14 protein-coding genes are annotated in these 13,170 nt (G+C 74.8%); 4 read left to right on the top strand and 10 right to left on the bottom strand.

Translation table 11 applies throughout. The annotated features are described in order from the left end of the window. Positions 1-11 precede the first annotated feature (11 nt). From HNR61_RS33470 to HNR61_RS33440, 7 genes are all read right to left on the bottom strand, one after another. Positions 12-941, bottom strand: coding sequence for a hypothetical protein (locus tag HNR61_RS33470; RefSeq protein ID WP_182847160.1), 930 nt, complete (start codon positions 939-941; stop codon positions 12-14). A gap of 4 nt (positions 942-945) precedes the next feature. Then, positions 946-1,902: a copper transporter gene (locus tag HNR61_RS33465; protein ID WP_182847159.1), complete on the bottom strand. Its 957-nt coding sequence runs from the start codon at positions 1,900-1,902 to the stop codon at positions 946-948. Next, on the bottom strand, positions 1,899-3,143 hold the full coding sequence (gene steA, locus HNR61_RS33460) for a putative cytokinetic ring protein SteA (RefSeq protein WP_182847158.1): 1,245 nt from the start codon (positions 3,141-3,143) through the stop codon (positions 1,899-1,901). The genes HNR61_RS33465 and steA overlap by 4 nt, the downstream gene beginning before the upstream one ends. A gap of 114 nt (positions 3,144-3,257) precedes the next feature. Then, positions 3,258-4,958 carry a DNA repair protein RecN gene (recN, locus tag HNR61_RS33455; RefSeq protein ID WP_182847157.1) on the bottom strand — a complete coding sequence of 567 codons (1,701 nt, stop codon included), beginning with the start codon at positions 4,956-4,958 and terminating at the stop codon, positions 3,258-3,260. 60 nt (positions 4,959-5,018) lie between these two features. After that, the gene (locus HNR61_RS33450) at positions 5,019-5,945 is read right to left on the bottom strand and encodes an NAD kinase (protein ID WP_182847156.1); all 927 of its coding nucleotides are present in this window, start codon (positions 5,943-5,945) and stop codon (positions 5,019-5,021) included. Then, positions 5,942-6,751, bottom strand: a complete 810-nt coding sequence (locus HNR61_RS33445; protein ID WP_182847155.1) for a TlyA family RNA methyltransferase — start codon at positions 6,749-6,751, stop codon at positions 5,942-5,944. The genes HNR61_RS33450 and HNR61_RS33445 overlap by 4 nt, the downstream gene beginning before the upstream one ends. Then, on the bottom strand, positions 6,748-7,062 hold the full coding sequence (locus HNR61_RS33440; protein ID WP_182847154.1) for a hypothetical protein: 315 nt from the start codon (positions 7,060-7,062) through the stop codon (positions 6,748-6,750). Before HNR61_RS33440 ends, HNR61_RS33445 begins: the two co-directional genes overlap by 4 nt. A 115-nt stretch (positions 7,063-7,177) precedes the next feature. Between HNR61_RS33440 and HNR61_RS33435 the strand changes: the two genes are divergently transcribed. Further along, complete coding sequence (locus HNR61_RS33435) at positions 7,178-7,519, top strand: SCP2 sterol-binding domain-containing protein (RefSeq protein ID WP_182847153.1); 342 nt, start codon at positions 7,178-7,180, stop codon at positions 7,517-7,519. A gap of 187 nt (positions 7,520-7,706) precedes the next feature. Here HNR61_RS33435 and HNR61_RS33430 read toward each other — a convergent pair whose 3' ends face one another. Beyond that, the gene (locus HNR61_RS33430) at positions 7,707-8,708 is read right to left on the bottom strand and encodes an HAD-IIA family hydrolase (protein WP_182847152.1); all 1,002 of its coding nucleotides are present in this window, start codon (positions 8,706-8,708) and stop codon (positions 7,707-7,709) included. 12 nt (positions 8,709-8,720) lie between these two features. Beyond that, a complete protein-coding gene (locus tag HNR61_RS33425; protein WP_220510116.1) occupies positions 8,721-9,164 on the bottom strand; it encodes a tetratricopeptide repeat protein in 444 nt (147 codons plus the stop codon). 78 nt (positions 9,165-9,242) lie between these two features. Between HNR61_RS33425 and HNR61_RS33420 the strand changes: the two genes are divergently transcribed. Both HNR61_RS33420 and HNR61_RS33415 read left to right on the top strand, forming a co-directional pair. Then, positions 9,243-10,574, top strand: coding sequence for a DUF1015 family protein (locus HNR61_RS33420; protein WP_312898252.1), 1,332 nt, complete (start codon positions 9,243-9,245; stop codon positions 10,572-10,574). Between the two features lie 48 nt (positions 10,575-10,622). After that, entirely contained in the window at positions 10,623-11,555 is a 933-nt protein-coding gene (locus HNR61_RS33415; RefSeq protein WP_182847150.1) for an MBL fold metallo-hydrolase, read from the top strand. A gap of 58 nt (positions 11,556-11,613) precedes the next feature. On the opposite strand, the gene HNR61_RS33410 is transcribed toward HNR61_RS33415, so the two are convergent. After that, a complete protein-coding gene (locus HNR61_RS33410; protein WP_312898224.1) occupies positions 11,614-12,657 on the bottom strand; it encodes a tetratricopeptide repeat protein in 1,044 nt (347 codons plus the stop codon). A 24-nt stretch (positions 12,658-12,681) separates the two neighbouring features. On the opposite strand from HNR61_RS33410, the gene HNR61_RS33405 reads away from it, so the two are divergent. Continuing rightward, a partial coding sequence (locus HNR61_RS33405; RefSeq protein ID WP_220510192.1) for a hypothetical protein occupies positions 12,682-13,170 on the top strand: 489 nt, incomplete at its 3' end.

Below are 13,170 nucleotides of genomic sequence, written 5' to 3'. Positions count from 1 at the left end.
GGGTGGGCGGGTCAGGAGGCGGCGGGGGCCGGCCGGTCGGAGGGCGCGGGGTCGGCGGGCGCGGGCGCCGGGACGGGCGCGGGCGCGCGGCGGCCCAGCATGTCGATCCGGTGCAGCGCCGGGGTGCTCGCGATGACCTTGGTGAAGCTGACGAACTCGCTGGCGAGGTTCAGTCCCGCGACGCCCGCGAACGCGGCCAGGCGGGGGCCCCGGCCCAGCCGGGCGGCGGCCAGGCCGAGCAGCGCGCCCAGGGCGTTGGCGCCGGTGTCGCCGAGCATGGCGCGCTCGCCGAGGTCCTCGGGGAGCAGCGCGACGGCCGCGCCCAGCGGGGCGGCGACGACGGCGGACCCGGCGGTGGCGGCCAGCGGCGCCCCGGTGATCAGCCCGACCTTGATGGCGCGGCCGGGCCGCAGGTCGAACAGGTTCATCAGGTTGGCGCTCCCGGCGACCAGCGCGCCGTTGAGCAGCACGTCGAACGCGCGTCCGGCGCGGGTGGGCGCGGGCGACCCGGCGAGCGCCGCCGCGCCCAGCCCGACCGCGCCGATGCCGAGCAGCTTGACCGCGCCGGTGGTGACCTCGCCGCGCGCCAGGGCCTTCAGGTGGCCCTTGAAGCCGCGCGAGGACGCCGAGCCCGACAGGTCGTCGTAGCCGCCCAGCACCCCCGAACCGGCCCCGGCCAGCAGCGCGGCGGCGCGGACACGGCCGGTGGCGCCCGGCGCCAGCAGCCCGGCCACCGCGGCCCCGGCGGCGAACGCGGGGCCCTCCAGCAGGGTGACGGGCTCGCCGCGGTGGTTGGTGCGTCCCCACACCTCCGCTCCGGGGCGGCCGTCCAGGCCGGGCGGGCGGCGGGTCAGGGCGGTGTAGGCGGCGCGGGCGGCGGCCGCGCCGAGCGCCGCGCCGGCCAGGGCCCGCAGGGTCGTGCCGGTCGGGATGGAGGTCATGGGGTCACCCGTTCTTCCCCACGGCGGGCACCGGGGTGGGCAGGTAGCCGCTGGCGCCCGAGCCGGTGCCGTACTGGCCGGACTTGCCCGCGAGCTCGTTCTGCAGCGCCAGGACGGTCACGACCTGGCCGGAGGCGGTGTCCACCGCGTCGGTGGAGGAGATGGTCTTCTCGGTGTCGGAGTCGCGCAGGGCCGTGATCAGGCCGCCCTCTTGGGCGGCGGTGGCCGGGCCGCCGACGACGGCGCCGCGTCCGGCGGCGTCCAGCCCGGTGGCGACCGAGATCAGGGCCTTGTTGTCCTCGTCCCCGCCCTCGGTGGCGTAGGGGACCGACGGTGCGATCACGACGGCGAGTGTCGCATGCGAGCCGGGCTTCCCGCTGGTGGTCAGGTAACCCATCTCGCGGAAACCGTTGAGGATGGTCCCTCCGGCGGCGTCCTCGCGGCCCGCCTTCGCGGCGTCGCGGGTGACCAGGGCGCTGGCCAGCACCGCCGCGGCCTTGTCGTAGGGGCCGGCCCCGGCGGGGAAGTTCATGCCGCTGGGCCGCAACTGGGTGGCCAGCTCGTCGACGGTGGTGCGCTGGTCGTCGTCCAGGAACTTCTTCTGCACGGTGACGCGGCCGGTGACGGTCGCCCCGGCGGCCTTGAGCAGCTCGCCGACCTTCTCGATGGAGTCGTTGGAGGCGCCGGGCGTCTCCACCAGCACCACCGACTGGCCCTTGAGCCGCTCGGCGACGAACTGCGGTCCCAGCGCCTCGGCGAACTGGTCCTCGCCCTTCAACTGGCTCTCCAGCTGCCGTTGCTGGCGTTTGAGCTGCTCGTTGGTCTGCGCCACCGACTGGGCCTGGCGGCGCAGCCCGGCGGTCACCGACTGCGACAGGGTGGTGGAGCCCAGGATGATGCCGAGCGCCAGCGCGAGGAAGATCGCGACGATGGAGACGAGGTGATAACGGAAATCGATCACGTGAAGAGTCCGGTCAGCCAGAAGAGGAAGGAGTGCCAGCGTTCGGCCAGCAGCGGCCGGATGACGTCGCCGGCCGGCGACATCACGACGGCGGTGGTCATGGCGATGAACGCGCCCAGCACCAGGAACAGCAGCGACCAGGAGGAGATCCGGCTGCGGTACAGCCGCGACACGCCCTTGGCGTCGACGAGCTTGGAGCCCACCCGCAGCCGGGTGAGGAACGTCGAGGCCATGCCCGCGCGGCCCTTGTCGAGGAACTCCACCATGTTGGCGTGCGTGCCGACCGCGACGATCAGCGTGGCGCCCTTGTCGTCGGCCAGCAGCATCGCGATGTCCTCGCTGGTGGCGGTGGCGGGGAACACCACGGCCTCGCGGCCCAGCTCCTCCACCCGCGCCAGGCCGGGCGCGCGGCCGTCCCGGTAGGCGTGCACGACGATCTCGGCGCCGCTGGTGAGGGCGGCGTCGGACACCGAGTCCATGTCCCCGACGATCATGTCGGGGCGGTAGCCGGCCTCCAGCAGCGCGTCGGCGCCGCCGTCCACGCCGATCAGGACCGGGCGGTACTCGCGGATGTAGGGCCGCAGCGTGGCGATGTCCTCGCGGTAGTGGTAGCCGCGCACCACGATCAGCGCGTGCCGTCCCTCGATCCTCGTCCTGACGTCGGGGACGCCCACGCCGTCGATGAGCAGGTCGCGCTCGCGCTTGACGTACTCCATCGTGTTGGCGACGAACGCCTCCAGCTGGTGCGCCAGGCCCGCCTTGGCCTCCACGAGCGAGGTCTCGACCGACTCGGGCGTCTGCCGGGTGCCCTTGGCGACCACCTCGTCGCCCCGGTAGACGGTGGCGTCGTCGACGCGGAGCTGGTCCCCCTCACCGATCTTGACGAAGATCTCGGGGCCGACGTCGTCGACCAGCGGGATGCCCGCCTCGACCAGGATCTGCGGGCCGAGGTTGGGGTAGCGGCCCGAGATGCTGGGCGCCACGTTCACCACCGCGCCGACCTGGCAGGACACCAGCGCCTCGGCGCTGACCCGGTCCAGGTCGACATGGTCGATCACGGCGATCTCGCCGGGCTGCAGCCGTTTGGTGAGGTCCTTGGTGCGGCGGTCCAGCCGCGCGACCGCGGCGATCGCGCCGTCCTCCTCCCGGCCCCGCCCCCGCGGCAGGCCCAACGGCAGTCGCCGCGGCAGCCGGGACGACAGGCGGGCGCGGCGGTCGGTGATCGGAGACGGGTCGTTCATCGGTTGACATCCTGCCAGAGCGCGGGAGGGGACATCGGTAACGACGAACGGCGAGGCGTGTCCGTTCGCGCACTGTCGGTGGTTATGGGGTCGACGCCCCTGCCGGGGCGCGGATCAGCCGCGTTCCTGCGCGGCCATCTCCAGCAGTTCCTCGGCGTGCGCCCGGCCCAGTTCGGAGTCCTCCAGTCCCGCCAGCATCCGCGACAGCTCGCGGACCCGGCCCTCGCGGTCCAGCGCGGTGACGCCGCTGCGCGTGACGGTGCCGTCGTTGGACTTCTCCACCAGAAGGTGCTGGTCGGCGAACGCGGCGACCTGCGGCAGGTGCGTGACGACGATCACCTGGGCGTTGCGGGCCAGCCGCGACAGCCGCCGCCCGATCTCCACCGCCGCCTTGCCGCCGACGCCCGCGTCGACCTCGTCGAACACGAACGTGGGCACCGGGTCGGCCCCGGCGAACACCACCTCGATCGCCAGCATGACGCGCGACAGCTCACCGCCGGAGGCGCCCTTGTGCAGGGGCAGCGGCTGCGCGCCGGGGTGCGGGGCGAGCCGGACCTCGACCTCGTCGGCGCCGTGCGGGCCGTGGTCCCCGGTGGGGGTGACGGTGACGTGCACGCGGGCGTGCGGCATCGCCAGCGCCTTCAGTTCCTCGGTGACGGCCTTGGAGAACCGCTCGGCGGCGCGGGTGCGCACGGTGGTCAGCTCGGCGGCCTCGGCCGCCAGGCGCTCGGACAGCTCGCCGTGCTCGGCGCGCAGCTCCTCGATGCGGTCGTCGTCGCCCTCCAGCTCGGTCAGGCGGACGGCCGAGTTCCGCGACCACGCCAGGACCTCGTCCAGCGTCTGGCCGTACTTGCGGGTCAGGGCGGTCAGCTCGGCGCGGCGCTCCTGGACGGCGGCCAGCCGGACCGGGTCGGCGTCGATCGACTCGGCGTAGGCGGCCAGGTCGGTGGACACGTCGGCGATCAGGTAGCCGGCCTCGGCGAGCCGGTCGGCCAGCGCCGCCAGCTCGGGGTCGTGGTCGCGCACGGCGTCCAGGGCGTGCCGGGCCTGGCCGAGCAGGCCGGTGACGTTGGGGGCCTCGATCGCGGCGGCCGGGTCGCCCAGCAGCGCCTCGTGGGCGAGGTCGGCCGCGCCGCGCAGCGCGTCGGCGTGCCCGAGGCGCTCCTCCTCGGCGGCCAGCTCGGCGTCCTCGCCCGGCTTGGGGTCGACCTTCTCGATCTCCTCCAGGCCGAACCGCAGCATGTCGGCCTCCTGCTGCCGTTCGCGCGCCCGCGTGGTCAGCTCCTCCAGCAGCGCCGACACCTCGCGGTGCCGCTGGTAGGTGCGGGTGTAGGCGCGCAGCGGCTTGGTGAGGGCCGACCCGGCGTAGCGGTCCAGGGCGGCGCGCTGCCGCCCGGCCTGCAGCAGCCGCTGCTGGTCGGACTGGCCGTGCACCGCCACCAGCTCGTCGGCCAGGTTGATCAGCATGCTGACCGGGACCGACCGGCCGCCCAGGAACGCCCGGGAGCGCCCCTCCGCCGACACCGACCGCATGACGATCAGCGTGTCGTCGTCGAGCTCGCCGCCGGCCTCCTCGACGCGTTCCACCACCCGGCCGCCCGGATCGACCACGATCCGGCCCTCCACGGTGGCGCGGTCGGCGCCCGGCCGGACCCGCTGGGGGTCGGCGCGGCCACCGAACAGCAGGCCCAGGCTGGTGACCACCATGGTCTTGCCGGCCCCGGTCTCGCCGGTGACGACGTTGAAGCCCGGGGACAGATCGAGCACGGCCTCGTCGATCACACCGAGGCCCTGGATCCGTACCTCATCGACCATCGGACGCACCAGCGTCACAACCCCTCGCAAAAACAGATCCCGGTTCAGCGCCTGAGGAGATTATCTCTCTTGTCCCCCCGCCGCCTCCTCCGAGCGCGCCCGGGCGCGGCCCCGCCAGCCGGTCACCGGCAGCCCGAACTTGGTCACCAGGCGGTCGGTGAACGGCGTCAGGTGCAGCCGTGCCAGGCGAACCGGCGCGCTGCCGCGCCGTACCTCCACGCGCGCGCCCGGCGGCAGGTCGAGGGTGCGACGTCCGTCACACCACAGCACCGCGCGCGGCGTGTCGGGCAGCACCTCGACCGCCACGACCGACCGCGGCGACACCACCAGCGGGCGCGCGAACAGGGCGTGCGCGCTGATCGGCACCACCAGCATCGCCTCCACCTCCGGCCACACCACCGGTCCCCCGGCGGAGAACGCGTAGGCGGTGGAGCCGGTGGGGGTGGCGCACACCACGCCGTCGCAGCCCCAGTGCGACAGCGGACGGCCGTCGATCTCGGCGACGACCTCCAGCATCCGCTCGCGCTCGGCCTTCTCGATGCTGGCCTCGTTGAGCGCCCAGGTGGTGCCGGCGACGGTGCCGTTGAGGCGCACGGTGACGTCGACGGTCATGCGCTCCTCGACGTCGTAGCGGCGCGTCACGACCCGGTCGACGGTGGCGGCCAGGTCCTCGCGCTCGGCCTCGGCGAGGAACCCGACGTGGCCGAGGTTGACGCCGAGCAGGGGGGTGCCGACGGGGCGGGCCAGGTCGGCGGCGCGCAGCAGGGTGCCGTCGCCGCCCAGCACGATGACCACCTCGGCGTCCTCGGCGGCGGCCGAGGTGGCGGGCAGCACGTCGGCGCCGGCGCAGCCGATGTCACCGGCCTCGTCGGACATGACGCGGACCGCGATGCCCGCCTCGGTGAGGCGCTCGATCACCAGTTGCGCGCTGCGCACCGCGCCGGGCCGACCGGTGTGCGCGACGACCAGCACCGTCCGTTTGCTCACTGCGGGCCCTCCGTGACGGCCTTCCCAAGGTCGGCCTCGTTCAGGGGCGGCGCTCCGGCGCGCAGCCACAGGAAGTACTCCACATTGCCCGACGGACCGGGCAGGGGGCTGGCGGTCACGCCCCGCACGCCCAGGCCGAGCGTGGCGGCGTGCTCGGCGACGCCCCGGACGGCGTCGGCGCGCAGCGCCGGGTCGCGGACGACGCCGCCCGCCCCGACGCGGTCGCGGCCGACCTCGAACTGGGGCTTGACCATCATCGCGTAGTCGGCGTCGGGGCTGACGCAGGCGCGGATCGGCCCCAGCACGAGCTTCAGCGAGATGAACGACAGATCGCCCACCACCAGGTCCGGCGGCACGGCCTCGGGCTGGCCGAGCATCGCCGGCGTCAGATCGCGGATGTTGACCCGCTCCAGCACGGTGACGCGGTCGTCGGTGCGCAGCGACCAGGCGATCTGGCCGTAGCCGACGTCCACGGCGTACACGCGGGCGGCCCCGGCGCGCAGCAGCACGTCGGTGAACCCCCCGGTGGAGGCCCCGGCGTCCAGCGCGGTGCGGCCCGGCACCTTCAGGTCGGTGAACGCCGCCAGCGCCCCGGCCAGCTTGTGGCCACCGCGCGAGACGTACTCGGGGCCGGTGTCGGCGGTCTCCACGACGATCGCGGCGCCGGTGTCGACCTGGGTGGCGGGCTTGGCGGCGATCTGCCCGCCGACCTTGACCCGCCCCTCGGTGATCAGCTGGGCGGCGTGCTCGCGGGAGCGGGCCAGCTTGCGGCGGACGAGTTCGGCGTCCAGCCGGTGGCGGCTCATGCGCGCGGTCCCGGGAACGGGCCCCGCGGCGGTCCCGGGCGCGGCGGGGCGGTCCCCGGGCCGGGCGGCCGGGGGACGGGCGGGCCGCCCTCCTCCTCGTCGGCCGCCACCAGCAGTTCCTGTAGCCGCTGGTGGACGTCCTCGAAGACCGCCACGTGCGCGGCGACCGGCGCACCGCCCAGGGCGTCCAGCCGGGCCAGCGCCTCGTCCACGCGGGCGTCGCCGGTCCCCCGCGCGGGGGCCGGGGCGGGCGACGGCGTCGGGGACGGCGGGGGCGCCGCCGTTGGCTCCCCCGCTGCCTCGTCGGACATCACGTTTACCTCCAAGAAGACCCCCGGCCGAGCGCCGGGAGTCGCTTCGGGCTCAGTCAGAACGCTACCGTCCCTCCACGACATCGTTGCCGACCGAACGGGGAACGGCCTGACCATGGCGAACGAGGAGGACTGCCGCACCGCGCTCACGCGCGTCGCCGAGCGGCTGGCGGAGGTGGACGACGACAAGCTCGCCGAGCACGTCGTCGAGCGCACGATCAGCGTCCGGATCCCCGATCTGGACGTGGCGTACCGCACCCGCCTGCACCAGGGCGGACTGGACGGCTTCACCCCCACCGACAAGCCCAGGAGCGCGCAGGTGCGGCTGACGGTGACCAGCGACGACCTGGTGGCGCTGGCCAACGACGAGCTGAATCCGGCCAGGGCGTGGGCGTCGGGCCGGCTGAAGATCGAGGCGAGCATCTTCGACCTGCTGCGGCTGCGCAAGCTGTTGTGATCGTGGCCCCCGTGACGGGGCCCGGCGGCCGGGGTCCGGTGAGAGGCCGGAGGACGCGCGCGGCGTCCCCCGGCCGATCCATTCCCCGCTCCGTCCGTACGGGCGGGAGCGGGCGGCGGTTCAGCCGGGGCTCGGATGACGGGCTCGGATGACGGGCTCGGATGACGGGCTCGGATGACGGGCTCGGCTACAGGCCGAGGCGTCCCAGGGCGTCGGTGACGGCCTCGCGGGGCGCGGGTGTCTCCGAACGCCAGGCCGCCGCCGCGAGGGCCCGCAGGCCGTCGTAGGCGTCGCCGTCGCCCTCCAGCGCGATCCGGTCGCCGTTCCAGCGGGCGGTCCAGCCGCCGCAGGACCGGGTGTCGCCGTCGCCGCCGACCTCCGGGTGGGGGACCAGCAGCCCGGTCAGGTCCGGGGCCAGGTAGGTCGGGCGGTGCCGGGGCCCGGCGGTGAGCGCGCCGAGGGGGTCGGTGACGCCGGTGAACACCAGGAGGCTGTCGGCCCCGCCGTTGTGGGCGCCCTCGATGTCGGTGTCGAGCCGGTCCCCGACGACCAGGGGCCGCCGCGCGCCGGTGCGCAGGATCGACTCGTGGTGCAGGGGCCGCTCCGGCTTGCCGGTCACGATCGGGTCGATCCCGGTCGCGTACCTGATGACCTGGAGCAGCGACCCGTTGCCGGGCTTGGGCGGGCCGTCGCCGCCGGGGATGGTGTAGTCGCCGTTGGAGCCGACGAACAGCGCGCCCTCGCGGACCGCCTTGGCCCCCTCGGCGATCAGCCCGTAGGACAGGCCCGGCTCGTAGCCCTGCACGACGGCGGCGGGCCGTTCGGCGGCGGTCGACACCGGCCGCAGGCCCCGGTCGTAGAGGGCCTTGCGCAGCCCCATGCCGCCCACGACCAGGACCCCGGCGCCGGCGGGCAGCCGTTCGGCCAGCAGCCGCGCGGCGGCCTGCGCGGAGGTCACCACGTCCCGCGGGTCGGCGGGCACCCCGACGTCGCGCAGCAGGCCGGCGACGGCGGCGGGGGTGCGGGAGGCGTTGTTGGTGACGAACGCCAGCCGCTGCCCGGCCGCCCGCGCCTTGGCGAGGGACTCGGCGGCCGCCGGAACGGGCCGCCTCCCGATGTAGACGACCCCGTCCAGGTCGAGCAGGGCCACGTCGTAGGCCTCGCTCAACGGCAGGTCACTGGCTCTCATGTTCCTTCTCTCTCATCGGCGGGCCTCCAGCGTGGCCCGGACGTGCCGGAGCGCCCGCACGTAGTCCTTGTTGTCGGGGCGCATCGCCACCGCCAGGGCCAGCGGCTCCACCGCGCCGGTGAAGTCGCCCATGCGGCTCAGCGACAGCCCCAGCCCGAACAGCGCGTAGTCCTCGGCCGGATCGCGCTCCACGATCCACCGGAAGCTCCCGGCGGCCTCGTCGAACAGCCGCGCCCCGAACTGCGCCCGCCCCAGCGCCTCGCGGATGCTGCGCGAGTGCGGTTCGGCCTCGGCGGCGCGGGCCAGCAGCTGCACCGCCGCGGCGGGACTGCCCGAGCGCAGCAGCTCCAGCCCCCGGGTGTACCACTCGTAGACGCCGCCTTCGGGGGCGGCGGGTTGCTCGCCGGGTTCGTCGTGCGGGGAATCGTCGCGGCCGCCTGGTCCTTGAACACTCATATGGACCTCCCCTCGGACCTCGATCGTCTTGACCGTACCCGCCCCGAGCGCGGGCATCCGTCGGGGATTACCATGCCCATGGTGAAAGACGATCTCCCCTCCGGCCCCTCGCCGGAGGAGTTCAGCGCCCAGATCTTCGGATCGGCCGCGCCGGGCGGGGGCGGCGGGCTGGTGCTGGCGCCGTTCCGGGGCGTGCGGTTCGACCCGCGGGTGGTGGGTGATCTGGCCACCGTGACGACCCCGCCCTACGACCTGATCGACCAGGCGGAGGTCGCGCGGCTGCGGGGTGAGGACGGTCACAACATCGTGCGGCTGATCCTGCCGCGCGCCGCCGGGGAGGGCTACGGCGAGGCCGCCGCGACGCTGCGCCGCTGGCTGGCCGACGGCGCGCTGGCCGCCGACCCCGAGCCGGGCCTGTACGTCTACGAGGCGGCGTCGGGCGGGCGGGTGCTGCAGCGCGGCCTGATCGGCGCGCTCGGCCTGCGCGCCGAGTCCGACGGCGTGGTGCTGCCGCACGAGAACGTCTATCCCGGCCCGGTCCGCGACCGGCTGGCGCTGATGACCGCCGCCAACGCCAACCTCGAACCGATCTTCCTGATCTACGAGGGCGGCGGGGACGCCGCGCGGATCGTGGACCGCACCGCCGACCGGACGCCGCCGGTCATGCAGTTCCGCGCCGACGACGGCCTGACCCACCGCCTGTGGCGGCTCGCCGATCCCGCCCTGCACGCCCGGATCGCCGCCGACCTGCGCGACCGGCAGGCGCTGATCGCCGACGGGCACCACCGGTACGCCACCTACCGGGCGCTCCAGGCGCGCCACCACCGCGCCGGGGACGGCCCCGGGCCCTGGGACCACGGGCTGGCGCTGCTGGTGGACTCCACGCGCTATCCGCCGCATCTGGGGGCCATCCACCGGGTGCTGCCCGGCCTGCCGCCGGACACGGCCGCGGAACGCGCCGCGGAGGTGTTCCACACCACCGCCTTCGCCGGTCTGGCGGAGGCGGTCGCGGCGCTGGCCGAGGCGCCGCGGCCGGCGTTCCTGCTGGGCGGCGGGGACGCCTTCCACCTGCTGACCGGCCCGGACCCCGCCCGGCTGGCGCAGGTGATGACGGACGGCCACTCCGAGCGCCGGCGCGCCCTCGACACCGCCGTGCTGGACCGGCTGCTGGTCGAGGACGTCTGGAAGGTCCCCGAGGACGAGCACAGCGTCGAGGTCGTGCACGACGACCCGGCCGCCGCCGACGCGCGCGCCCGCCGCACCGGCGGCACCGCCGTGATCCTCAACCCGCTGCGCGTCGAGGACGTCCTGGCGGTGGCCGCAGGCGGGGAACGCGTGCCGCGCAAGTCCACCTCGTTCGGCCCCAAGCCCCGCACCGGGCTGGTGCTGCGCCTGCTCGACCTGGGGTGACGCCGCCGGGGATGGCGGGCGGGGGCGGTCCGGGGCGATGATCGTCCCATGGACACCACGACCACGATCACGCCGCTCGGCGGGGACGTCTACGAGATCGACACCCGGATGGCGGGCTACAGCGGCATCACCGCGGGCTACCTGATCCTGTCGGACCGGCCGTGCCTGGTCGAGCCGGGCACCGCCGGGTCCGCGCCGGTGGTGCGACGGGCGCTGGAGGAGCTGGGCGTCGGACCGCGCGACCTGGCGACCGTGGTGGTGACCCACATCCATCTGGACCACGCGGGCGGCGTCGGCGACATCGCCGAGATGTTCCCCGAGGCCGAGGTCGTCGTGCACGAGAAGGGCGCGCGGCACCTGGCCTCCCCCGAACGCCTCATGCGCAGCGCCCGGATGGTCTACGGGGACGCCCTGGACACGTTGTTCGGGGAGCTGAGGCCGACCGACGCGGTGCGGATCCGGGCCGTGGAGGAGACCGGCGTCATCGACCTGGGCGGCGGGCGGCGGCTGGAGTCGCACTACTCCCCCGGGCACGCCAAGCACCATGTCGGGCTGGTCGACTCGGCGACCGGCGACCTGTACGTCGGCGACGCCGCCGGGATCTACATCCCCGAGACCGCCGACGTGCGGCCCGCGACGCCGCCGCCGGACTTCGACCTGGACACGGCGCTGGCGTCACTGCGCAGGTTCGGGGACCTGGGGCCGCAGCGGCTGCTGTTCGCCCACTACGGGCCGGTGAGCGAGGTGGAGGAGACGCTGGGGCGTTCGGCGGAGGAGCTGCGGATCTGGGTGGACACGGTGCGGGCCGCCAAGGACGAGGGCCTGGACCTGGACCACGCCGTCGCGATGGTCCGGGAACGCACCGACGAGCGCTACGCCATCACCCGCGAGGGCGCGGAGCTGACCGCCAAGTACGAGCTGCTCAACGACGTCGAGAGCAACGTCGCCGGGATCATGCACGCCCTCAGCAGGCACGCCTGACCTGCGTCGACGAAAAAAGGGCGCTCCCCGTGCGGGGAGCGCCCTGTTCTCGGTCGCGTCACTCGGCGGGTGGCTCGTCCCGCTCGGGCTTCGGCTCGGGCTCGCGGAACACCACCGGCTCCGGCGCCTCCTCGGGGGTCTCGACCTGCTCGACGACCTCCGGCTCGGCCGGCTGGAACGCGATCGCCGTCGCCGGGACCGGCCCGGCCCCGGCGGCGTCCTCGTCCTCCTCGGCGGCGTCCTTCTCGGCCTCGATCTCGGCGAGCGCGACGGCGGCGGCGTCATCGCCGGTGTCGGCCGCGGCGGCCTCGGCGAACGCGTCCGCGTCGTCCCCGGCATCGCCGTCGGCGTCGTCGGCCTCGTCGTCGGCCTCCTCGACCGCCGTCAGGGCCTCGGCGACCGCGACGGCGGCCTGCGCCTCCCGGATCGTCCCGTCGGTCTCCTCGGTGTCGAGGATCTCCAGGCCCTCCAGCTCGGCGTACCGTTCGGCGGCGTCGGTCTCGCCGTCCCGGTCGGCGGCGGCGGCGCGGGCGAACCAGTCCGACGCCTCCTCCTCGCGTCCGGCCTCGACCAGCGCGTCGGCGTAGGCGTAGAACAGCCGCGCCGACCACGGCCGCAGCCGCCGGTCCCGCAGTTCGGGGATCTGGAGCGTCACCACGGCGGCGTCGAGCTGCCCCAGGTCACGGCGCACGCCGGACTCGACGATGCGCAGCTCCACCCGGCCCATCTGGTCGAGCCGGTCGGCCTCCGCCGACTTGATCAGGTCCAGGGCGCGTTCGGGGCGGCCGAGGCCGCGTTCGGCGTCCGCCATGATCGGCAGGTAGGCGTCCTCGGCGGTGCTGAGGCGCCGCGCGGCCCGCAGTTCGGCCAGCGCGTCGGCCCACTCCCCGGCGTGGTAGGCGGCCAGCCCGGCGGCCTCCCGCACGATCCCGACCCGCGACGCCAGCCGCCGCGCGGCCTTGGCGTGCTTGTAGGCGAGCTCCGGGTCCTCCTCGGCCATCCGGCCGGCCATGACCAGGTGCCGCGCCACCCGGGCCGCCAGGTCCTTCGGCAGGCCGCGCAGCTCGGCACGGGCGTCGGCGTCCAGTTCCTCGCCCGTCACGTCCTCGGGCAGCAGCGGATCGTCGTGCTTGGGCGCGGGCCGCTCCTCGGCCGCCTCCCGGCGCCTGCCGGAGAACGAACGGCGCTCGTCCCGCCCCTTGTCGAAGCCACGGCCACCACCGGAACGGCGGTCGTCACGGTTGAACCCACCGGAGCGACGCTCGCCGCCACCCTGCGCGTCGTTGAACCGACGCGGAGGACGACGGTCATCACGGTTGAACCCACCCGAACGCTGCTCACCGCCACCCTGCGCGTCGTTGAACCGACGCGGAGGACGGCGATCGTCACGGTTGAACCCACCCGAACGCTGCTCACCGCCACCCTGCGCGTCGTTGAACCGACGCGGAGGACGACGGTCATCACGGTTGAACCCACCCGAACGCTGCTCACCACCACGCTGCTCATCGTTGAAGCGACGGGGAGGACGGCGATCGTCACGGTTGAACCCACCCGAACGCTGCTCACCGCCACCCTGCGCGTCGTTGAACCGACGCGGAGGACGACGGTCATCACG

The sequence above is a fragment of the Actinomadura kijaniata genome (assembly GCF_014138665.1).
GTDB lineage: Bacteria > Actinomycetota > Actinomycetes > Streptosporangiales > Streptosporangiaceae > Spirillospora > Spirillospora kijaniata.
The sequence above is the reverse complement of the archived record's forward strand: the minus strand, read 5'-3'. Positions and strand labels throughout refer to the sequence as shown.